General features: G+C 63.5%; 18 protein-coding genes. 8 read left to right on the plus strand and 10 right to left on the minus strand.

Translation table 11 applies throughout. The features are described 5' to 3' along the window. The first annotated feature begins 81 nt into the window (after window positions 1–81). Window positions 82–1,338, plus strand: a complete 1,257-nt coding sequence (locus P1P91_RS11780; RefSeq protein WP_311882846.1) for an ISL3 family transposase — start codon at window positions 82–84, stop codon at window positions 1,336–1,338. A 310-nt stretch (window positions 1,339–1,648) separates the two neighbouring features. Here P1P91_RS11780 and P1P91_RS11785 read toward each other — a convergent pair whose 3' ends face one another. The 6 genes from P1P91_RS11785 to P1P91_RS11810 all read right to left on the minus strand — a co-directional run bounded on the left by P1P91_RS11785 (window position 1,649) and on the right by P1P91_RS11810 (window position 8,591). Then, entirely contained in the window at window positions 1,649–2,683 is a 1,035-nt protein-coding gene (locus tag P1P91_RS11785) for an IS110 family RNA-guided transposase (protein WP_311882511.1), read from the minus strand. A 423-nt stretch (window positions 2,684–3,106) separates the two neighbouring features. Then, window positions 3,107–4,309, minus strand: coding sequence for an IS110 family RNA-guided transposase (locus tag P1P91_RS11790; protein ID WP_311882770.1), 1,203 nt, complete (start codon window positions 4,307–4,309; stop codon window positions 3,107–3,109). 249 nt (window positions 4,310–4,558) lie between these two features. Then, window positions 4,559–5,665 (minus strand): 3-dehydroquinate synthase, encoded by a 1,107-nt coding sequence (gene aroB / locus P1P91_RS11795; protein ID WP_311882847.1) that lies wholly within the window; start codon window positions 5,663–5,665, stop codon window positions 4,559–4,561. 43 nt (window positions 5,666–5,708) lie between these two features. Beyond that, the gene (gene aroK, locus P1P91_RS11800; protein ID WP_311882849.1) at window positions 5,709–6,266 is read right to left on the minus strand and encodes a shikimate kinase AroK; all 558 of its coding nucleotides are present in this window, start codon (window positions 6,264–6,266) and stop codon (window positions 5,709–5,711) included. After that, entirely contained in the window at window positions 6,266–8,005 is a 1,740-nt protein-coding gene (locus P1P91_RS11805) for a type IV pilus secretin PilQ (protein WP_311882851.1), read from the minus strand. Before P1P91_RS11805 ends, aroK begins: the two co-directional genes overlap by 1 nt. Window positions 8,006–8,048: 43 nt before the next feature. Next, entirely contained in the window at window positions 8,049–8,591 is a 543-nt protein-coding gene (locus P1P91_RS11810) for a pilus assembly protein PilP (RefSeq protein WP_311882852.1), read from the minus strand. Between the two features lie 49 nt (window positions 8,592–8,640). On the opposite strand from P1P91_RS11810, the gene P1P91_RS11815 reads away from it, so the two are divergent. From P1P91_RS11815 to P1P91_RS11825, 3 genes are all read left to right on the plus strand, one after another. Next, a protein-coding gene (locus P1P91_RS11815; protein ID WP_407650536.1) for an IS5 family transposase occupies window positions 8,641–9,392 on the plus strand; the annotation gives its coding sequence in 2 pieces (ribosomal slippage) (window positions 8,641–8,956 and window positions 8,956–9,392; 753 coding nt in all). 119 nt (window positions 9,393–9,511) lie between these two features. Next, window positions 9,512–10,263, plus strand: a protein-coding gene (locus P1P91_RS11820; RefSeq protein WP_407650536.1) for an IS5 family transposase whose coding sequence is annotated in 2 segments (ribosomal slippage) — window positions 9,512–9,827 and window positions 9,827–10,263 — 753 coding nt in all. Because the reading frame shifts where the segments join, the coding sequence is not laid out codon by codon here. A gap of 39 nt (window positions 10,264–10,302) precedes the next feature. Then, a protein-coding gene (locus P1P91_RS11825) for an IS5 family transposase (protein ID WP_407650536.1) occupies window positions 10,303–11,054 on the plus strand; the annotation gives its coding sequence in 2 pieces (ribosomal slippage) (window positions 10,303–10,618 and window positions 10,618–11,054; 753 coding nt in all). Between the two features lie 17 nt (window positions 11,055–11,071). On the opposite strand, the gene P1P91_RS11830 is transcribed toward P1P91_RS11825, so the two are convergent. The 3 genes from P1P91_RS11830 to pilM are packed head-to-tail and all read right to left on the minus strand — an operon-like array spanning window position 11,072 to window position 13,436. Continuing rightward, on the minus strand, window positions 11,072–11,767 hold the full coding sequence (locus P1P91_RS11830; RefSeq protein ID WP_311882854.1) for a type IV pilus inner membrane component PilO: 696 nt from the start codon (window positions 11,765–11,767) through the stop codon (window positions 11,072–11,074). Next, window positions 11,768–12,358: a PilN domain-containing protein gene (locus P1P91_RS11835; RefSeq protein WP_311882855.1), complete on the minus strand. Its 591-nt coding sequence runs from the start codon at window positions 12,356–12,358 to the stop codon at window positions 11,768–11,770. A 10-nt stretch (window positions 12,359–12,368) separates the two neighbouring features. Next, entirely contained in the window at window positions 12,369–13,436 is a 1,068-nt protein-coding gene (gene pilM / locus P1P91_RS11840; RefSeq protein ID WP_311882857.1) for a type IV pilus assembly protein PilM, read from the minus strand. 185 nt (window positions 13,437–13,621) lie between these two features. Here pilM and P1P91_RS11845 point away from each other — a divergent pair, with 185 nt between their 5' ends. The 4 genes from P1P91_RS11845 (at window position 13,622) to P1P91_RS11860 (ending at window position 20,341) form a co-directional block, all read left to right on the plus strand. Next, complete coding sequence (locus P1P91_RS11845) at window positions 13,622–16,126, plus strand: penicillin-binding protein 1A (protein WP_311882858.1); 2,505 nt, start codon at window positions 13,622–13,624, stop codon at window positions 16,124–16,126. Window positions 16,127–16,294: 168 nt separating this feature from the next. Then, a complete protein-coding gene (locus P1P91_RS11850; protein WP_311882860.1) occupies window positions 16,295–18,247 on the plus strand; it encodes an aconitate hydratase in 1,953 nt (650 codons plus the stop codon). A gap of 145 nt (window positions 18,248–18,392) precedes the next feature. After that, a complete protein-coding gene (gene ubiU, locus P1P91_RS11855) occupies window positions 18,393–19,388 on the plus strand; it encodes a ubiquinone anaerobic biosynthesis protein UbiU (protein WP_311882862.1) in 996 nt (331 codons plus the stop codon). A 23-nt stretch (window positions 19,389–19,411) separates the two neighbouring features. Next, the gene (locus P1P91_RS11860) at window positions 19,412–20,341 is read left to right on the plus strand and encodes a U32 family peptidase (protein ID WP_311882864.1); all 930 of its coding nucleotides are present in this window, start codon (window positions 19,412–19,414) and stop codon (window positions 20,339–20,341) included. Here the strand turns inward: P1P91_RS11860 and ubiT are convergent. Continuing rightward, a complete protein-coding gene (gene ubiT, locus P1P91_RS11865; protein ID WP_311882865.1) occupies window positions 20,311–20,802 on the minus strand; it encodes a ubiquinone anaerobic biosynthesis accessory factor UbiT in 492 nt (163 codons plus the stop codon). The two genes, P1P91_RS11860 and ubiT, sit on opposite strands and share 31 nt — an antisense overlap. Window positions 20,803–20,820 lie beyond the last annotated feature (18 nt).

Here is a 20,820-nt window from a genome sequence, read left to right on the forward strand (position 1 = left end):
ATTGGCTCTTCGTCGTTGGGTGTGGAATTCGCCCCCTGACCTGGGCCAGGATACGACCTCCACTTGGAAAGGAGGCATGGCATGGACGGCACCCAGATTCTGACCCTCGGCCTGGGCCTGGAAGCGCCCTGGATCCTCAAGAACCAACACCTAGATACCTCCTTGTCACCCCACCGCCTGGATCTCTATGTCGAGGCCGAGCGGGGAAGCCTCTACCCCTGTCCGGAGTGCGGCAAGGCCTGCCCGGCCCATGACTTCGCCGACAAGACTTGGCGGCACCTGAACTTCTTCCAGCACCTCTGCTACCTGCATGCGCGGGTGCCTCGGACCAAGTGCCCCGAGCATGGCGTCAAGCGCATCGAGGTGCCCTGGGCACGGCCCGGCAGCGACTTCACTCTGTTGTTCGAGCAGGCCGCCATGTCACTGGTCAAGGAGATGCCGGTGCTGGCCGTCTCCCGGCAACTGGAAATCTCTGACAAGCGCTTGTGGCGCATCGTGCACCACTACGTCGGCCGCATGCTGGGTGAGCTGGACTTGTCCCGCGTAGCCACCGTCGGCGTGGATGAGACCGCGTCTCGGCGTGGTCAGCGCTATGTCACGGTGTTTCTCGACATGCAGCGCAAGCAGGAGCCGGTGCTCTTCGCCGTACCCGGGCATGGTAAGGCCGCCATCAAGGCCTTCAGCGCCTTCCTGGCGAAACATGGCGGCGACCCGGGTAACGTGGTCGAGGTGGTCTGCGACATGTCTCAGGCCTTCCTGAGCGGCGTAGCCGAGCACCTACCCAACGCCGAAGTGACAGTCGACTGGTTTCACATCGTGCAGACCTTCACCAAGGCGCTGGACGAGGTTCGCAAGAAGGAGCGCCGGGAGAAGGGTCACCCCAAAGCCCTTCGTTGGGCCGTCTTGAAGAATCTGGATAACGGCAACCAGACGGCCAAGCAACTGGCCGCCCTACAAGAGCTGGTGGCCGATCGAGGCGCCACTGCCGATGCCTGGGTGATCAAGGAAAAGCTGCGCTGGATCCAGAAGGCTGCGACGCCGCGTGCTGCCCGATGGCGCATCACAAATTATCTCAAGGTGATGCGGGAGGCGGTCACCGACCAGCCACTGCTCAAGCCTATGGCGAAGGCTCTGACCACGCTTGAACGGCATGCTGAGCAGGTCGTGAGGCGCTGGATATCGGGACTGACCAACGCGCGCCTGGAAGGTATGAACGGGCTCTTCCAGGCGGCTAGGTCACGCGCACGTGGCTACCGGAACGAGGCCAACTTCATCGCCATGATCTACCTGATTGGGAGCCCCGTGGGGCGCCTGCTGGATCAAGCCAAATCCACATGAAACGTCGAAGAACCAATAAATTGCGCTTATATGGACCCGTCCTGTTGTGCAAGCTAGAAGCAACCACGCATAAAGGTGAGGACTGCACGCTTATATCCGGCCTGTTGGTGGCACCTGCGGTGCCTGGCCCTGATGGAATACGCGCTCTCTGCTCTGATCTCCCACTCGGCCTCGCCATGGGCCTGCGCACTTCACAGAGTGACAGAGAGTCGGTCTGACCCGTTATGCCATCGAAGCATCTCGCCTGCGCAACCTCGGGGTTGGGTAACTTATCGTATGCTGAACGATCTCGCCTGTTTATTCGGTATCATTAAGCGGCCTCCTGCGGCTGGTAGCGGCGCTCATGGGCCAATAGCGACCAGCAAATCCGCGCCATCTTGTTTGCCAGGGCCACAATGGCCTTGCGTTGTCCAAGACGCGCCGCTAATGAGCAGGCCCAGCGGGACAGCCGGTCGGGCTGTTCCTGGCGCTGAAACTGGCGTAATGCCGCGCGGGCACCGTGCACCAGCTGCCGTCGAACCTCACCATTGCCGCGTTTGGTGATACCCATTAACTGATGGCGGCCACCACTGGAATGCTGGCGTGGCACTAGCCCTAACGAGGCGCTGAACTGACGCCCGTTGGGAAACCGTGCCGGATCGCCCAGGTGGCTGAACAACAGCGTGGCGTTGATCGGGCCGATGCCGGGCAGACTCATCAGCCGCTGCATGTCGGCTGACGCTTTGGCCTGTCGCTGCAGCCGCTTGTCATAGCGCGCGATCCGCGCATCGTTCTCGAGCCACTGGTCGAGCAGGTCGTTCAGCAGGGTGTAGAGTTCTTCACCCAGCCGCGCCCGTTGCTCGTCCAGGCGTTCACGGATCACACCTTGGCGTATTACCGCATGCCCTTGCGACACGATCAGGCCAAACTCTCCCAGTAGGCCGCGCAGCTCATTGCCGATGGCAGTGCGCTCGCGCACTAACCGGCTGCGCACCCGGTGCACCGCTTGCAGGGATTGTTGCGCTTCTGTCTTGATCGTCACCCGAGGCGTCGCCGGGCGTGCTGCGGCCTCGGCGATAGCCGCGGCATCGCGTGCATCATTCTTGTGGCCCAGCACGAAGGGCTTGACCGCCTGCGGCGGCAGTAGTTCTGCCTCATGGCCCAGGGCGCGAATTTCGCGTGCCCAATAATGGGCCGAGCCGCACGCCTCCATAGCGATGCGGCAAGGCGGCAGCTGGGCCAGCGTGAGCCGCAGCTGATCACGCTTAACCTGCTTGTTAAAGATGTTATGGCCGCGCGCATCGGCGGCGTGCAACTGAAAAACGTGTTTGGCCAGGTCAATGCCGACAATGCTAATCTGTTTCATGGATGGGCCCTCCTTTCAGATGCCGTCAGTGTTCTGTGCACTGCTAGCTAGATGTCATATCCAGCTTGGCACAGAAGAACGGGTCCATCCCATTTCCCACCAGGTAGTTGGCTCAAGCCATATGGCAAGAAGCGCACAATAAATTGCGCTCCTGGTATGGATTGACCCGTCAAGGGGTCGGTTGACTCTGCTACGTGTGATTGTCCTCAATGCCCACGGATCAGGAAGCGAGGGGCTATCAGCGACGGTGGATCTCTCTGGTATTCGTGGGTTGGTTACCGACCTGTCATCACTTCGTCGCGGAGCTACCCTGGTCTACGAGCGAGGGTCACCCCGCCCCGCAGGGCGGGGGCCTCATAGGAGCGTCAGGGGTTCTCCCACCGGCCCGACGCTCCCTGAATCGTAGGCACTGAGGCGCGATCATCATGCGGTGGCCCGGCTGCCGTGCGGTTTGCCCATCGCTTCGCAGGCAATCGCCCACAGGAAGCCGGCCATTTCTCGCGCCACCGCCGTGGTGACTTGCTGCTTGGCCTTGCCCGTGGCAGCCAGGCGGCGGTAGCGCCCGCACAGTCGCTTCTGCGCCTCCCAGGCGATCGCCTGCACCGTTGGCGAGGTCTTCTCGGCGCGCTGCTCAATAATGCGCGTCTTGCGGGCCGGGAACCGGTAGCTCCAGGCCGCCTCCACCAGCACTCGTCGCACATGGCCATTGCCGGTCTTGGTGATGCCGCCCTGGCGCCGACTGCCCCCGCTCGAGTGCTCGCTGGGCACCAGGCCCAGGTAGGCCATCAGCTGGCGGGGCGAGTCGAAGCGACTGATGTCACCCAGCTCGGCCAGCACCGTCATCGCCGTGATCAGGCTCACGCCCCACATCGCCTGAACGGCCTCGACCACCGGAGCCAGTGACCAGTTTGGTAACACCGCTCTCATCTGTTTTTCGAGACCCGCCACACGGCGCTGGGCATCTTTCACGTTGTCGACGTACTCCTGCAACACAACCTGCTGAACCGGGGTGTCGAAGCGCACCGTCTCCAGCCAGCGGAAGTGTGCCGGTATCCACTTGCTCTTGCCGGGGTAGATCTTGCTGTGCCGCAACAAGAAGGCGTTGAGTCGCTGTCGGGCGCGGAGCTCAGCGGCTTTCATGTCTTCCCGGGCACGCGTCAGATCGCGAATCGCCTCCTGTTCCGGCGTTGGCACCCAGACCGGTGTCAGCTCTCCTGAGCGCGACAGGCGAGCCAGCATCTTGGCATCGCGACGGTCGGTCTTGATGCGATCCCCTGCGCGCTGAGGAATCAGCGTCGGGGCAACGACCTCGCAATCATGGCCGCTGGCCTGAATCTGGTGATAGACCCCGTAGCCACAGGGGCCAGCCTCGTAGCTGAATAACAACGGCTGCCCATCGAAACGCTGACTCAGCTGACGAACCAGCTTATCGATGGCCTGAGGCTCGTTCGGAATTTCGCCGCGGAACTCGGGAGCTTGGCGTCCGGCCTCGGCGATTGCCACGGAGATACTCGCCTTGTGCACGTCCAGGCCAATATAAGCGGCGTGGACGTTGCTGGCAGCACTAACCCGCTGGGCAACAGTGCGCTCGACAATAGCTGGCTGAGTTGCGTTAGACTGTTTCATGACCTGCCTCCCTCAATAGTGGCTCTGTGTTGTTGCCCTACCTCAACATAACCCACGACGTTGAGGTGGGGCAGGTCAATCCATGATGTCTACCAGGCAGTTGGCTCAAGCCATATGGCAAGAAGCGCACAATAAATTGCGCTCCTACCAGGCAGTTGGCTCAAGCCATATGGCAAGAAGCGCGCAATAAACTGCGCTCCTACCAGGCAGTTGGCTCAAGCCATATGGCAAGAAGCGCACATGCCTTTTTTATCCCCGCGGGTAGTCGTCCAACAGCGCGTTGAGCGTCTCCGCCGGCGTTTCCGAGCTGATGCAGGCGTCCCCTGGCGCGCGCAGCAGGATCAGCCGCAGCTCGTCGTCGAGGTTTTTCTTGTCCCTTCGCATGTGGGCCAGAAACGCTTCGCGACCCATGCCCGCGGGCGCGCTGACGGGCAGCCCGGCAGCCTCAATCACCGCCCGGCAGCGCGCAAGCGTCGCGGCGTCGATCCAGCCCAGCCGGTGGGACAGCGTCGCCGCCATGGCCATGCCCGCGCCTACCGCCTCGCCGTGCAGCCAGGCGCCGTAGCCCTGCTCGGCCTCGATGGCGTGGCCGAAGGTGTGGCCGAGGTTGAGCAGCGCGCGCACGCCCTGCTCGGTTTCGTCCTCGGCCACCACTTCGGCCTTGATCTCGCAGCTGCGGGCAATGGCCCAGGCCAGCGTTTCGGGGTCGCAGGCGCGCAGCGCGGCCATGTTGGCTTCAAGCCAGCCGAGAAACGCCGCGTCGCGGATCAGGCCGTACTTGACCACCTCGGCAAGCCCGGCGGACAGCTCCCGGGCCGGCAGCGTCTTGAGCGTATCGATGTCCACCACCACGGCCCGGGGCTGCCAGAAGGCGCCGATCATGTTCTTGCCAAGCGCATGGTTGACCCCGGTCTTGCCGCCCACCGAGGAGTCCACCTGGGCGAGCAGCGTGGTGGGCACCTGGATAAAGGCCACGCCCCGCTGGTAGCTCGCCGCGGCAAAGCCGGTCATGTCGCCGATGACGCCGCCGCCCAGCGCAATCAGGGTGCAGCGGCGGTTGAACCCTGCTTCCAGCAGCGCATCCCAGATGCGCTCGACGTAGTCCACCGACTTGTAGCCTTCGCCGTCGGGCAGCACCACCGCGCGCACGTCGAGCCCGTCGGGCAGAGCCTCGCGCAGCGCCTCCAGATACAGCGGCGCGACGGTCTCGTTGGTGACGATCATCACCTGGCGACCGGCCAGGTACGGCGCGACGGCCTCAGCGCTGCCGATCAGGCCGGCGCCGATATGAATGGGATAGCTGCGTTCCTCCAGGGCAACGCTTAGCGTGCGCAGCACGCCGTCATTGGGCTTCATGGCATTACCTTGTGCTCGGGAAGAAAAGCGGCCCGCACCGGGCTCAGCGCACCGTTCGGGTGCGGCTGTCCGGCAGCGGGTCGGCCAGCCGGCGGACCTGGCGCAGGATCTCGTTGACCATGGCCCGGGGACCGCGCCGGTCGGTGCGCACGGTGATATCCGCCGTGGCGCGGTACAGAGGGTCGCGCCGAACATACATGTCGTTGAGCACCTGCTCGCGGTTGGCGCACTGCAAAAGCGGGCGGCTGCGGTCCCGAGCGGTGCGCCTGAGCTGCTGCTCGACGGTGGTATACAAATACACCACCGTGCCGCGTTCGCGCAGGGCGCGGCGGTTTTCCTCGCGCAGCACCGCGCCGCCGCCGGTGGCAAGCACCACCTCCTCGCGCCGGGTCAGCTCGTCGAGCATGTTGACTTCCCGCTGGCGAAAGCCGTCTTCGCCTTCGACGTCGAAAATCCACGGGATGTCCGCGCCGCAGCGCGCCTCGATGACGTGATCGCTATCGAGGAACTCGCGGGCCAGTTCGGCCGCCAGCAGGCGGCCGATGGTGCTTTTCCCGGCCCCCATGGGGCCGATCAAAAAAAGGTTGGGTAAGTCCTGCATCAGCGAATCGCCTGCCCCTCATCCAGGAGTCGGGGAGTAATGAATACCAGCAATTCTACCTTGTCGTTGCTTTCTTCGGTAGAACGAAACAGGTTGCCGATCACCGGCAGATCGCCGAGCAGCGGCGTTTTGGCCACCTGGCGCAGCTCCTCGGTGGTCAGAATACCGCCAAGCACCACGGTCTGGCCGTTGTCCACCAGCACCTGGGTTTCAATGGTGTTGGTATCGATCGGCGGCTCGCCGCCGAATTCGGATTCGCGGAAGCTGTCCTTGGTCACTCTAAGCTCCATGATGATGCGATCGTCCGGGGTGATCTGCGGGGTCACCTCCAGGGACAGCAGCGCCTCCTTGAACTCGGTATCCGGATTGCCCTCGGTATCCACGCTCTGGTAGGGGCGCTCCTCGCCCTGGCTGATGGTCGCCTTGCGCTGGTTGGCGGTGATGATCCGCGGCTGGGAGATGGTCTGGCTCTTGCCCTCGCTTTCCAGCGCCCTGAGCTCCAGGTCCAGCAGCACGTCGCCAGAGAGGTAGCCGAAGCCGAAGCTGGTCTGCCCGCCGCCACCGGACGCGTCCAGGTCCACCGACAGACCGCCGTTGCTCGCCGTACCGTCCGAGGCGCCGCCGAGGTCAAGGTTCCCCCCGCCCCCCGAAGACAGCCCCCAGCTAATCCCCAGCTCCCGGGAGGCGGAATCCCGGGCGATCACAATGCGCGCCTCGATCTGCACCTGACGTACGGCCACGTCCAGCTGGTCGAGCGTGTCGACGATGACGCCGACCTGTTCGGCGGTGTCCTGAATCAGCAGCGTGTTCGTGCGCTGGTCGACGGCCACGCGGCCGCGGTCGGTCATCAGGCCGAAGCCGCTGTTGCGGCTCTCGCCACCGCTGGCGCTGCCGAGATCACTATCGCTTTTCAAAAGCGCCGCCAGGTCCGTGGCCCGGGCGTATTTGACCTTGATGAACTTGGTCACCAGCGGCGCCAGCTCTTCCTGCTGGCTGCGCGCCTCCAGCCGCTGGCGCTCCATGGCGGCGAGCTCTTCGGCCGGCGCCACCACAATCACGTTGCCCCGCTTGCGGCTGGCGAGCTGCTTGCTCTGCAGTATCAGGTCCAGCGCCTGGTCCCAGGGCACGTTGTTCAGGTTGAGCGTCACCCGGCCGTCGACGCTGTCGCTTGCCACGATGTTCAGGCCGGTAAACTCGGCAAGCGTTGACAGCACCGCGCGGACTTCGATGTCCTGGAAGTTGAGGCTCAGGCGCTGGCCGTCATAGCTTTTTTCCGCGCCGGGCTCGGGCGCCGACGGGGCGCTTTCCGTGGTTTGCCGGGCAGGCTCGACCTCCACGGTGACCACGCGGCCTTCCTGCGACGTCATCATGGCGTAGGGGCCGTCGGTGAGCAGCTGCAGCCGGGTACTGCCGGGGTTGACCTCGGGCACGATACGCCTGACCGGGGTGCCGAAGTCGGTCACGTCGTACACCTGGTCGAGCGAGCGGGGCAGTGTGCTGTCGCCAAGGTTCACGGTCACGCGGTTATCGCCGCTTTTACTCACCTGCGGGCGCACGCCGCCGCGGTCGAACGTGATCGCCAGCCGGCCGGTATCGCCGCCGCCGCGGCGAAAGTCGATGTCTTCTACCCGAGCGCCCTCGCCTCGCACATCGGCCGACTGGGCGCTGGCGACCAGCGGCAGCCACAGCCCCCCTGACGCCAGCAACACCAGCCCTGCCTGCCGCAGTCTTTTGATCATGAACCTCTCACCCACCGTTGGTATGCATCATTGTGCTTGTTTATCATTGCCCGGCCTCGTCGACGGCAAGCTCTATCGACACGCTGCGCTCCTGCCACCCTTCCCGGGGCTTAAAGATTCGCTCGACCACCGTCAGCCGCTGCGGCTCGATCTGCTTGACCCGGCCGAAGTTGACGCCCATGTAGCTGCCCTCGCGGACCGATGTCACCTCGCCCTGGGGCGTTTTGATCAGCGCGCTTCGGCGCTTGCCCATACGCAGGGTGCCGACCAGCTCTAGCTCGGGCAGCGGATAGCTTTCCAGCGGTTCGGCGCTGCGCGACTGGTCCGGAGCCAGCTCGCTGTCGAACGTTTCCGCAAGCGCCTCCTGCCCCAGCTCGTCAGGCGGCAAAAAGGGGCTTCGCCGTTTGGGGTAGGCATACGCCACCGGAGTGTACGCCGGCATTTCCGGCACCTCGACTTCCGCCGGCTCTTCGGTCAAGCGCTGCTTCTCATCCAGCGTGTCCTGCAATTCCCCAAACTTCGGGTCGACACAGCCGGCCAGCAGCAGCGCCAGCAGCAAGGTAGCGGCCCTAGGGTGTGTTAACAATCATTAGTTTCGTTTAAACTGATTTAGTATTCATAGATTTTGGTGGGCCATGAGTCGGTTGAAGTTACGCGATGATCAGTGGGAGCGAATCGAGCACCTGCTCCCCGGCAAAGCCTCAGACTGTGGGGTAACTGCCAAGGACAATCGCCTGTTCGTGGAAGCCGTGCTCTGGATCGCTCGGACCGGCGCCCCGTGGCGTGATCTTCCCGAATCTTTTGGGCGCTGGCACACCGTCTACATGCGGTATAACCGTTGGTCACGAAAGGGCGTTTGGCAGCGTATTTTTGACACAGTAGCCGACGATCCCGATCTAGAGCAGCTGATGATCGACGGTAGCATCGTCAGGGTGCACCAGCATGGAGCGTCAAAAAAAACACGCAAGACGTCGAAGCCATGGGCAAATCTCGAGGCGGATTGAGCACCAAAATTCATGCCGCAGTCGATGCGTTAGGTAACCCAGTACGATTGGTTCTCACACCGGGCCAGGCGTCGGAGTATGGTGCTGCTCCCGCTCTACTGGAAGGTTTTTCCCCGCAAGCAGTGCTGGGCGACAAGGGGTATGACTCCACTGCTCTGCGGGACATGATTCAGGCCGCAGGTGCCGAGCCGGTGATTCCTCCGAAAAAGAATCGTTTGGCGCGCATTGAAGTAGACTGGCACTGTTACCAAGATCGCAATCTGGTGGAGAGGTTCTTTCAGAAAATCAAGAAGTTCCGGCGGTTATCTACACGCTATGAGCGACTGGCAAGAAACTACCAGTCACTCCTCTGCCTCGTGTCAGCCGCCATATGGCTGGCCTAATTGTTAACGCCCCCTAGGGTGTGTTAACAATCATTAGTTTCGTTTAAGCTGATTTAGGGTGTGTTAACAATCATTAGTTTCGTTTAAACTGATTTAGTATTCATAGATTTTGGTGGGCCATGAGTCGGTTGAAGTTACGCGATGATCAGTGGGAGCGAATCGAGCACCTGCTCCCCGGCAAAGCCTCAGACTGTGGGGTAACTGCCAAGGACAATCGCCTGTTCGTGGAAGCCGTGCTCTGGATCGCTCGGACCGGCGCCCCGTGGCGTGATCTTCCCGAATCTTTTGGGCGCTGGCACACCGTCTACATGCGGTATAACCGTTGGTCACGAAAGGGCGTTTGGCAGCGTATTTTTGACACAGTAGCCGACGATCCCGATCTAGAGCAGCTGATGATCGACGGTAGCATCGTCAGGGTGCACCAGCATGGAGCGTCAAAAAAAACACGCAAGACGTCGAAGCCATGGGCAAATCTCGAGGCGGATTGAGCACCAAAATTCATGCCGCAGTCGATGCGTTAGGTAACCCAGTACGATTGGTTCTCACACCGGGCCAGGCGTCGGAGTATGGTGCTGCTCCCGCTCTACTGGAAGGTTTTTCCCCGCAAGCGGTGCTGGGCGACAAGGGGTATGACTCCACTGCTCTGCGGGACATGATTCAGGCCGCAGGTGCCGAGCCGGTGATTCCTCCGAAAAAGAATCGTTTGGCGCGCATTGAAGTAGACTGGCACTGTTACCAAGATCGCAATCTGGTGGAGAGGTTCTTTCAGAAAATCAAGAAGTTCCGGCGGTTATCTACACGCTATGAGCGACTGGCAAGAAACTACCAGTCACTCCTCTGCCTCGTGTCAGCCGCCATATGGCTGGCCTAATTGTTAACGCCCCCTAGTATTCATAGATTTTGGTGGGCCATGAGTCGGTTGAAGTTACGCGATGATCAGTGGGAGCGAATCGAGCACCTGCTCCCCGGCAAAGCCTCAGACTGTGGGGTAACTGCCAAGGACAATCGCCTGTTCGTGGAAGCCGTGCTCTGGATCGCTCGGACCGGCGCCCCGTGGCGTGATCTTCCCGAATCTTTTGGGCGCTGGCACACCGTCTACATGCGGTATAACCGTTGGTCACGAAAGGGCGTTTGGCAGCGTATTTTTGACACAGTAGCCGACGATCCCGATCTAGAGCAGCTGATGATCGACGGTAGCATCGTCAGGGTGCACCAGCATGGAGCGTCAAAAAAAACACGCAAGACGTCGAAGCCATGGGCAAATCTCGAGGCGGATTGAGCACCAAAATTCATGCCGCAGTCGATGCGTTAGGTAACCCAGTACGATTGGTTCTCACACCGGGCCAGGCGTCGGAGTATGGTGCTGCTCCCGCTCTACTGGAAGGTTTTTCCCCGCAAGCGGTGCTGGGCGACAAGGGGTATGACTCCACTGCTCTGCGGGACATGATTCAGGCCGCAGGTGCCGAGCCGGTGATTCCTCCGAAAAAGAATCGTTTGGCGCGCATTGAAGTAGACTGGCACTGTTACCAAGATCGCAATCTGGTGGAGAGGTTCTTTCAGAAAATCAAGAAGTTCCGGCGGTTATCTACACGCTATGAGCGACTGGCAAGAAACTACCAGTCACTCCTCTGCCTCGTGTCAGCCGCCATATGGCTGGCCTAATTGTTAACGCCCCCCCCCTAGGCATCGGGCGCCTCCTTGTCAGCTTTGATCGCTTCCTCCTCAGCGGCGGGCGCCTGGTAGCTGTAGGTACGCGCCTGCATGGAAAGGCTGAGCAGGCCGCTCTCCTGAGCCCCCTCGAGCGGCTGCAGCACAAAGTCGTGCTGGGTGACCACCCGCGGCAGCGCGGCCATTTCCGCGACAAAGCCGGCAATCTGATGGTAGCCGCCCTGCACCTGAATACTGAACGGGTGCTCCACGTAGAAAGCTCGGTCCACCGTTGGCTGCGAACGGATATGGTCGATTTGCAGACGATGCTCCACCGCCGCATCGTTGATGCTGTCGAGCAGCGTGGGGATTTCCACCGTCGTCGGCAGCATTTCCCGCACTTCCTGCATCTGCTCGCCGAGCAGAGCCAGCTTTTGGCGCACCCGGGGCAGGTACGCCGCCTTGACGGCCTTTTCCCGAAATTCGTCCAGCAGCTGCTCCTCCTCCGCCCTGGCCTCATCCAGCGCCGCGCGATGGTCCTTCACCACCAGCCAGCCCACAGCGGCAAACGCCAGCGCCAGCGCCAGCGCACAGCTGAGAAGCTTGAGCAAAACCGGCCAGCTGCCGGCTTCGCTGAACTCAAGTCCCTGCCAGTCAATCCGTTTCAGCTGGCGCCACTCGTTTACCAGCCATTCGCCGCTAAACATGATGTTCTCTGCTCCCGGCATTCATTGGCCGGCCTCCTTTGCCATCCCGCTATCCTCTGCGGTCAGGGTGTCATCCCCGGCGCGCTTTTGCTCCACCCGGAAACGGAACTGGCGCCGGGTCTCGCTTTCGCTTTCCACCTCGGAAAACCGCGGCACTCCCATCGCCGGCAGCTGGGCGATACGCCTTAGCTGTTCGGAAATCTGCCTGTCGCTGCCCGCCCGGGCCGTTACGCTGACCTCATCATCGCTGCGCGCCAGGCGCTGATAGACCACCCCCTGAGCCACACTTTGGGAAACCCCATTCAAAAGCCGGATCGTCTGCAGGCGCTCGTCCTGCAGCGAGGCAAAGAGCGCTATCTGTTCCCGAAACTGCTCTACCTGGCGTTCGTACTGCGTGACGTCACGGATGGCCTCGTCCAGCCGTTCGGTTTGCTGGCGAATATACTGATTGCGCTCCTGCTGGGCGTCGAGCGCCGCCTGATAGTAGCGCGCCACGCCAAAGCCCAGCGCCGTCCCCGCTATTAGCATGCCCACCAGCCACAGCTGCACCCGGCGCGTGCGGCGTTCTCGGCGTGCCGCGCGCCAGGGCAGCAGATTGATCCTGACACTCATCGTCTGGCCCTCATCCCTTGGCCCTCATGGCCAGTCCGCACGCGGTGAGCATGGCCGGCGCATCGCGGGTCAGCGCGTCCAGGTCGATACGCCGGCTGACCGTCATGCACTCGAAGGGGTTGGCGATCGTCACCCGCATGCCGCTGTCCTCGGCGATGCGCTCGGCAAGGCCGGGAATCAGGCTGGTACCGCCGGCCAGCACGATTTCTCTCACCTCGTGGTGGCGCCCCGCCGAGTAATACAATTGCAGCGAGCGCCCCACCTGTTGCACTATCGTGTCCAGAAACGGATCCAGCACCTCGGCCTGATAGTCGTCGGGCAGCCCGCCGTACTTCTTGGCATAGCCGGCTTCTTCCCTGGACATGTCGTAGCGGCTGCCGATGGCGTCGGTGAGCCTGCGCCCGCCAAAGACGGTATCGCGGGTATAAATGATGTTGTCGCCGCGCATGACGTGAAAGGCGTTAATATTGGCGCCGACATCCACCAGTCCGACACAGGCCTCGGGATCGCTTGCACTTCTGTCCTTGAGCTGGCGTCTCACCACCCCAAAGGCGCGCTCCACGGCAAACGACTCAACGTCCACCACTACCGGCTCCAGGCCGGCGCGCTCCAGGGTATCGGTCAGCTGGGCAATCTCCTGGCGGCGGCAGGCCACCAGCAGCACGCGCTGCTCGTCCTCGTTGAATGCCGACGGGCCCAGACACTGAAAGTCAAAGGCCACCTCATTGAACGGAAACGGTATATGACGATCCGACTCGGTGACAATACGCTCTTCGATATCTTCCTCGCTCAGCGAGGCGGGAAATGCCAGCGTCTTGGTGATCGCCGAGCTTGCGGGTACGGCCACCGCCGCCTTGCGGGTGGTGGGCCTGGCGCGGCTTACCGCGCGACCGAGCACCTCGGCCACGGCCTCAACGTCCTGTATGCGGCGCTCCTCAACGGCGCCGTCGGGCAGCGGCCTCACCGCGTAGCTTTCCACCTGGTAGCCGCCGCCCGACGCCTTGAGCTCCAGCAGCTTGACCGTCATCGAGGTAATGTCGATGCCGATCAGCCCGTCGTGTCTGTTAAAAAGTCGCATGGTGGTGGCTCCGCCTATACCAGAATGCACAGAGATTACTTGATTTTAACGCAGCTAACACACGCGGATCCCTTACCGTTGGCACCACTGGTGGCCGTTACGCTGCCTCTTTATAATGCGCCTTTCGCCATGGCTGGCCTCAAGGCCCGGCATGTCCCATTTATTTTCACGGGTACCCTGTTTCCATGACGCTTTTCCGCACCCTTGTGCTATCACTCATCGGCATACTGGTCTCCCTTGTCGGGGCCGTCGCGCTGGCCACGATAGCTGCCGCGCTGTACTTCGCGCCCGGACTCCCCGACGTGCGCCAGCTGGAGGACTTTGACCTCCACACGCCTCTGCGCATCTATACCCGGGACGGCCAGCTGATCGGTGAGTATGGCGAGGAGCGGCGCATCCCCGTGGATTTCCAGGACATTCCCGAGCCGCTGATCAATGCCCTGGTCGCCGCCGAGGACCAGCACTACTTCGAGCACCCCGGGGTTGACCCGCGCGGGCTGGTGCGCGCGGCCGTCGAGCTTGCCCGCAGCGGCGGCACCATTCAGTCCGGCGGCTCCACCATTACCATGCAGGTCGCGCGCAACTACCTGCTGACGCTGGACCAGACCTTTACCCGGAAATTTCGCGAGATCCTGCTGGCGCTGCAAATGGAGCAGGTGCTCAACAAGCAGGAAATCCTCTCGCTCTACGTCAACAAGATCTTTCTGGGTCACCGCGCCTACGGCATCGCCGCCGCCTCCCGAACCTACTACGACCGGCCCATGGACGAGCTGACGCTTGCCGAATCGGCAATGATTGCCGGGCTGCCCAAGGCGCCGTCGGCGTTCAATCCGCTGTCCAACCCCGAACGCTCGCTGATTCGGCGCAACTGGATTCTGTTTCGCATGCGCGAGCTGGGCTTTATCGATCCGGACGTCTACCAGGAAGCGGTCCAGGCGCCGATTACCGCCCAGCGTCACGTGGCCCAGGCCGAGGTGGAAGCCGCCTACGTTGCGGAAATGGCGCGCCAGTATGCCATCGAGCAGTTCGGCGACAAGGCCTATACCAGCGGCTACCACATTTACACCACCATCGACAGCGAGCTTCAGCCCCTGGCCCGCCGCACGCTGGCCCAGGGGCTTCTGGCCTACGACCGCCGCCACGGCTTTCGCGGGCCCGAGCAGAACGACATCCCCGCCAGCCTGGTCGAGGCCCAGGAAAAAACCGCCACCGAGGGGCTTGAAGAAGAGCTCTCCGAGTCGCCGGAAATCCGCCAGACCGCCCGCGAGGCCGCCGAGCGCAGCCAGACCGAAGTGGCAGGCATCGAGGGCGACGTGAGCAACTGGGTGCAGGTGCTCCAGCGTACACCAAGCTACGGCCTGCTCGAGCCTGCCATCGTGGTCGAGAGCGGCGAGCGGGAAATGCGCGTGCTCACCGACGAGGAAAACGTCCACACCCTCGACTGGGAAGGCATGCAGTGGACGGGCAGGGGTAGCGCCAAAAAGATTGCCAAGCGCGGCGACCTAATCCGCGTGATCATTGACGAGGAGGAAGACACCCTGCGCCTGTCTCAGCGCCCCGAGGCCGAGGGCGCGCTGATTGCCCAGCAGCCGCGCACCGGCGCCATTCTGGCGCTGCAGGGCGGCTTTGACTTCGACGCCAGCAAGTTCAACCGCGCCATTCAGGCCCGCCGTCAGTCCGGCTCGATCTTCAAGCCGTTCATTTATCTGGCGGCGCTCAACGACGGCGAGATGAACGCGGCGAGCGTGGTCAACGACGCCCCCATCGTCATCGACGACGGCAGCGATTCGCTGTGGCGCCCGGTCAACTCCAGCCGCGACTTCAACGGCCCCATGCGCCTGCGCCCGGCGCTGGCCCGCTCGCGCAACCTGGTCACCATCCGCATCCTGCAAAGTATGGGGCTTGGCTATACCATCAACTTCCTCGAGCGCTTCGGCTTCAACCCCGATCACCTGCCCCGGGGGCTGTCGCTGGCGCTGGGCAGCGCCAGCCTGACGCCCCTGGAGATGACCAACGCCTACGCCATCCTCGCCAACGGCGGCTTCAAGGTGTCGCCCTGGTACATCAAGCGCATCGAGCGCGGCGAGGAGGACAGCGCCACCGAGGTCTACAAGGCCGACCCCACGGCGGCCTGTCGCGACTGCGCCGAGGGGCAAGAGACCGTGGAGATCGACGGCGATAGCTACCGCATAGCCCAGCGCATCGCCGACAAGGAAGCCGTCTACATTCTCCGCGACATGCTCCGCGACGTCATCGAACACGGCACCGGGCGCGCCGCGCTGACCCTTGAGCGCGACGACATCGTGGGCAAGACCGGCAGCACCAACGCCCTCCGGGACGCCTGGTTTGCCGGCTTCAACGGCAATATCGCCACCGCCGTCTGGGTGGGCAAGGACAGCAACCAGACCATCGCCGAATACGGCTCCCAGGCGGCCCTGCCGATCTGGAAGGACTTCATGGGCGGCGCCCTTGAGGGCACCCCCGAAGCCTGGCCGGAGCAGCCGGAAACCGTCGTCAGCATGCGGGTCGACCCGGATACCGGGCTGCGCATGCGCGACGACGAGTCCGGGGGCATCAGCGAGCTTTTCGACGAGGAGCACCTGCCCAGCTATCAGCCGCGGCGCGTCAGCCGCGAGCTGGAAAGAGTCAGCGGCTCCGAAGGCTCCGGCACCGCCGAGTCGATCTTCTGATCCGCCGTTGATCCTGCACGGTCGCTGTGCCTGCGTGGGCGCCGCGACCGCTGCCTGATCGAGGGCCCATGCAACTATCCGACCAGGACACCGGCCAAGACGGGGCGGCCGCCAAGGGGCTACACTGAGTCGAGGAGTTTCGACAGAACAACGCAGCAAGGAGCCCTCATGTCTAAAAACAGCACGGCCAAAAACGTTGCCCAGAAGCTGATCGAGGCCCACCTGGTGGAAGGCGAAATGAACGCCACAGAGCCGATCGCCATCGCCATCGACCAGACCCTCACCCAGGACGCCACCGGCACCATGGTGATGCTGGAGCTGGAGGCCATGGGCCTTGATCGGGTCAAGACCGAGCTTTCCGCCCAGTACGTGGATCACAACCTGATCCAGGGCGACAACAAGAACCCCGACGATCATTTCTTCCTGCAGAGCTCCGCCGCCAGGCTCGGGGTGTGGTTCTCCCGGGCCGGCAACGGCGTCAGCCACCCCACCCACCAGCAGCATTTCGGCAAGCCCGGCAAGACCCTGCTGGGCTCGGACAGCCATACCCCGGCAGCAGGCTCCATGGGCATGCTGGCCATCGGCGCCGGCGGCATCGACGTGGCCATGGCCATGGCCGGGGAGCCCTTCCATCTCAAGATGCCGGAAATCTGGGGAGTCAAGCTGACCGGCAAGCTCAACGACTGGGTCAGCGCCAAGGACGTCATTCTGGAGATGCTGCGCCGTCACGGGGTCGACGGCGGCAGCGGGCGCATCATCGAATACTACGGCCCGGGCCTTGAGACGCTGTCCGCCATGGACCGCCACGTGATCGCCAACATGGGCGCAGAGCTCGGCGCCACTACCAGCGTCTTTCCCTCCGACGAGGCGGTGAAGGGTTTCCTGACGGCGGTGGGCCGCGGCGACGACTGGCAAGAGCTCAAGGCGGACGAAGGCGCCGACTACGACGTTCACGAGACCATCGAACTTTCCAGCGTCGAGCCGCTGATCGCTAAGCCCTCCAGCCCGGGCAAGGTGGTGCCGGTGCGGGAAGTGGCCGGAGAGCCGCTATCCCAGGCCTATATCGGCTCCTCCGCCAACCCGGGCTATCGAGACCTGGCTATCGCCGCGGCCATGGTCAAGGGGCGCCAAATCCACGACTGGATTTCCTTCGACATCAACCCCACCTCGCGCTCGATTCTCGAGACGCTGGTGCGCGACGGCCACGTGGCAAGCCTGCTGGGCGCCGGGGCACGGCTGCACCAGGCCGGCTGCAACGGCTGCATCGGCATGGGCCAGGCGCCGGCCAACGACACCAACAGCCTGCGCACCACGCCGCGCAACTTCCCCGGCCGTTCCGGCACCCGGGAAGACCGCGTTTTCCTGTGCAGCCCGGAAACCGCCACCGCCTCGGCGCTGCGCGGCGAGATCACCGATCCGCGGGATCTGGATTTCGCCTATCCCCTTATCGAAGAGCCCGCTTCGCCGATCATCAACACCCAGAACCTGTTTGCGCCCCTGGAGGAAGAGGAGGCCCGAAAGGTCGAGCTGATCAAGGGGCCCAACATCGAGTCGCTGCCCCAGTTCGAGCCCCTCGAGGAAAGTTTCGAACTGCCCATCCTGGTGAAGGCCGGCGACGACGTTTCCACGGACGAGATCATGCCCGCCGGCAGCGAGGTGCTGCCCTATCGCAGCAACATCCCCAGGATTGCCGAGTTTTCCCTGCGCGGCGTCGACGAAAGCTACGTCGAGCAGGCCAGGGAAAAAGGCGACCACATCATCGTTGCCGGCGCCAACTACGGCCAGGGGTCGAGCCGGGAACACGCCGCCATCGCCCCGCGCTATCTGGGCCTGCGCCTCGTGATTGCCAAGAGCTTCGCGCGCATTCACTGGCAGAACCTGATCAATTTCGGCGTGCTGCCGCTGACATTTGCCAGCGACGACGACTACGAGAGAGTCAGGGCCGGCGAGTCTCTGAGCTTCGAGAGCCTGCACGAGGCCTTGAAGCAGGGCGATACGCTCAAGGCCAGAGGCGCAAGCGGCGAGATAGCCCTGAAGCACGGCCTGAGCAGCCGCCAGGTCGAGGTGCTGCTCGCCGGCGGGCTGATCAACTGGATGCGGGCCAACAAGAAAGCGGCCTGACGCCGGCTTTGTAGAACCCGGCTTCTTTCCGGGGGTTGATCGCACCGGCAAGCCGCAAGCCAGGGGTCGCACCATGATCCAGGTCAACTGCGACCTCTCGGCTTCGCCTTACCATGACGGCCTTACCTATCACGGGAGGCTTAACATGGAGCTTGTCTGCCCGGCCGGCAATCTGCCCGCGCTCAAGCGCGCCGTAGACGAAGGTGCCGACGCCGTCTATTTCGGTTTTCAAAACACCACCAACGCCCGCCAGTTTGCCGGACTCAACTTTACCGACAAGCGCGCACGGGAAGGCATCGACTACGCCCACGCCCGGGGCAAGCGGGTATTCTGCGCGATTAACACCTACCCCCAGCCCGAGAGCTTTGCCATGTGGACCCGCGCGGTGGACGACGCTGCCGAGCTCGGCGTGGACGCGCTGATTCTCGCCGACATGGGCCTGCTCGACTACGCCGCCAAGCGCTACCCCGACCTTTCCCGCCATCTTTCCGTCCAGGGCTCGGCGACGAGCCATGAGGCGCTCAGGTTCTACCACGAGCAGTTCGGCATCCGCCGCGCGGTGCTGCCCCGGGTGCTGTCGATGACCCAGGTGCGCGACCTGGCCGGGCAGTCGCCGGTAGAGCTCGAGGTCTTTGCCTTCGGCAGCCTGTGCATCATGGCCGAGGGGCGCTGCTATCTGTCGTCGTATCTCACCGGCGAATCGCCCAACACCCGGGGCGTATGCTCGCCGGCGGCCCACGTGCGCTGGGAGGAAACCGAGGCGGGGCTCGAATCCCGGCTCAACGGCGTACTCATCGACCGCTACGGCAAAGGCGAAAACGCCGGCTACCCCACCCTGTGCAAGGGGCGCTTCGAGGTCGAGGGCGAGACCTACCACGCCATCGAGGAGCCCACCAGCCTGAATACCCTGGAGCTTTTGCCCGAGCTGGCCGAGCTGAATATCAGCGCGGTGAAGATCGAAGGTCGGCAAAGAAGCCCGGCCTACGTATCGAAGGTGGCCGGTATCTGGCGCGAGGCCATCGACCGGCTGGACACCGCCCCCGGACGCTTTCATCCAGACCCCGCCTGGATCGCCGGGCTCGGCGAAATATCCGAAGGCACTACCACCACCCTGGGCGCCTACGAGCGCCGCTGGAAATAGCTCTTTGAAAACGGGAGATTGTCATGGCTGATAGCTCTGTCTCATCGCTGCGGCTGGCGCTGGGGCCGGTCTTGTTCTACTGGACCCGGGAACATTACGCGCAGTTTTACCGCGACGCCGCCGACTGGCCGGCGGATATCGTCTATCTCGGCGAGTCGGTATGCTCGCGCCGGCGGGATATGAAGCTCGACGACTGGCTGGGAATAGGCCGGGAGCTTGCCCAGAGCGGCAAGGAAGTGGTGCTCTCGAGCCAGACGCTGATCGAGTCCGAGGCCGACCTGCGCGATCTGCGCAAGCTGTGCGACAACGGCGAGTTCACCGTGGAAGCCAACGACCAGAGCGCGGTACAGCGCTGCGCGGCGGCCGGGCTTGGGTTCGTCGGCGGTGCGGCGCTCAACCTGTACAACACCGCGGCCATCGGCGTGCTGGAGCGGGCGGGAATGAGGCGCTTCAACGCGCCGGTGGAGATGTCGGGAAAGGACGTCACCCGGCTGGTGGCCGACTGCCGCGAGCAGGGCCTGGCCGCCGAATGCGAAGTGTTCGCCTACGGCCACCTGCCGCTGGCCTGGTCGTCGCGCTGCTTTACCGCCCGGCGCTACCAAAAGCCCAAGGACCGCTGTCAGTTTGTCTGCCAGAAGCACCCGGAAGGCATGGCGCTGCGCTCCCAGGAAACCCAGGACGTATTTACGCTGAACGGCATTCAGACGCTCTCCGGCGCCTGCCAGGACCTGCGCCATGAAGTCGCCTCGATTGCCGCCTCAGGCGCAGGCGTTGCCCGCCTGAGCCCCCGGGCGGAAGGCATGGCCAGGGTAGTGGCGGACTTTGACCGTGCCCGGCGCGGCGAGCTGGCCGCCCCTGACCCGCTTTCCCTGGTAGACGCCGAGATCTGCGACGGCTACTGGCACGGCCGCCCGGGCATGGACTACACCCGGGCCGCGAACGTGTCCAGCTGACGCAGTACGGCGCCCAGCCGCCCTTCGCTCAGCCCCTCCTCGAGCCCGTCGAGGAGGTTTTTCACCGTGAGCCCAAGCTCGGTGTCGCCTTCGATCATCAGCCGGCGCTGAAAGAACATGGCGTCCGGGTCTTCCCGCCGGGCGGCCAGGCACAGGAACTCCCGCCAGCCGCCGCGAATGGTGGCTTCGCCTTCTTCCCGGCTCAGAGCAAAGCGCGCGTCATCGAGCGCAAGCGTCAGCCGAACGCCCAGGTCTTCCACCTCCAAAGTGACCCGCCGCCCTTCCAGGGCGTCGAACTCGCCCTCGGCCAGAGGCTCGGCAAAGGTGCGGTTGAGCAGCGGCTCGACCACCCGGCGCTTGAGCGCGAGCGGCACCTGCGGATCCAGCAAGGCGATCAGGCGCGCCGGCGAAGGCAGGCGCTCGGTGGCGGACACTAGGTGGGCAAACGGCAAAGCAGACATGCAGGCTCCTTGAAAGCG

It is taken from the genome of Halomonas piscis (assembly GCF_031886125.1).
In the GTDB taxonomy this organism is placed as follows: domain Bacteria; phylum Pseudomonadota; class Gammaproteobacteria; order Pseudomonadales; family Halomonadaceae; genus Vreelandella; species Vreelandella piscis.

Excerpts from the sequence above, each read along its gene's own strand:
- aroK (WP_311882849.1), bottom strand. The coding sequence starts at position 6,266 with ATGCAGGACTTACCCAACCTTTTTTTGATCGGCCCCATGGGGGCCGGG.
- ubiT (WP_311882865.1), bottom strand. The coding sequence starts at position 20,802 with ATGTCTGCTTTGCCGTTTGCCCACCTAGTGTCCGCCACCGAGCGCCTG.
- P1P91_RS11790 (WP_311882770.1), bottom strand. The coding sequence starts at position 4,309 with ATGAAACAGTCTAACGCAACTCAGCCAGCTATTGTCGAGCGCACTGTT.
- P1P91_RS11860 (WP_311882864.1), top strand. The coding sequence starts at position 19,412 with ATGGCTGATAGCTCTGTCTCATCGCTGCGGCTGGCGCTGGGGCCGGTC.
- P1P91_RS11785 (WP_311882511.1), bottom strand. The coding sequence starts at position 2,683 with ATGAAACAGATTAGCATTGTCGGCATTGACCTGGCCAAACACGTTTTT.
- P1P91_RS11845 (WP_311882858.1), top strand. The coding sequence starts at position 13,622 with ATGACGCTTTTCCGCACCCTTGTGCTATCACTCATCGGCATACTGGTC.
- P1P91_RS11780 (WP_311882846.1), top strand. The coding sequence starts at position 82 with ATGGACGGCACCCAGATTCTGACCCTCGGCCTGGGCCTGGAAGCGCCC.
- P1P91_RS11830 (WP_311882854.1), bottom strand. The coding sequence starts at position 11,767 with ATGCCGGGAGCAGAGAACATCATGTTTAGCGGCGAATGGCTGGTAAAC.
- ubiU (WP_311882862.1), top strand. The coding sequence starts at position 18,393 with ATGGAGCTTGTCTGCCCGGCCGGCAATCTGCCCGCGCTCAAGCGCGCC.
- P1P91_RS11850 (WP_311882860.1), top strand. The coding sequence starts at position 16,295 with ATGTCTAAAAACAGCACGGCCAAAAACGTTGCCCAGAAGCTGATCGAG.
- P1P91_RS11835 (WP_311882855.1), bottom strand. The coding sequence starts at position 12,358 with ATGAGTGTCAGGATCAATCTGCTGCCCTGGCGCGCGGCACGCCGAGAA.
- P1P91_RS11805 (WP_311882851.1), bottom strand. The coding sequence starts at position 8,005 with ATGATCAAAAGACTGCGGCAGGCAGGGCTGGTGTTGCTGGCGTCAGGG.
- aroB (WP_311882847.1), bottom strand. The coding sequence starts at position 5,665 with ATGAAGCCCAATGACGGCGTGCTGCGCACGCTAAGCGTTGCCCTGGAG.
- pilM (WP_311882857.1), bottom strand. The coding sequence starts at position 13,436 with ATGCGACTTTTTAACAGACACGACGGGCTGATCGGCATCGACATTACC.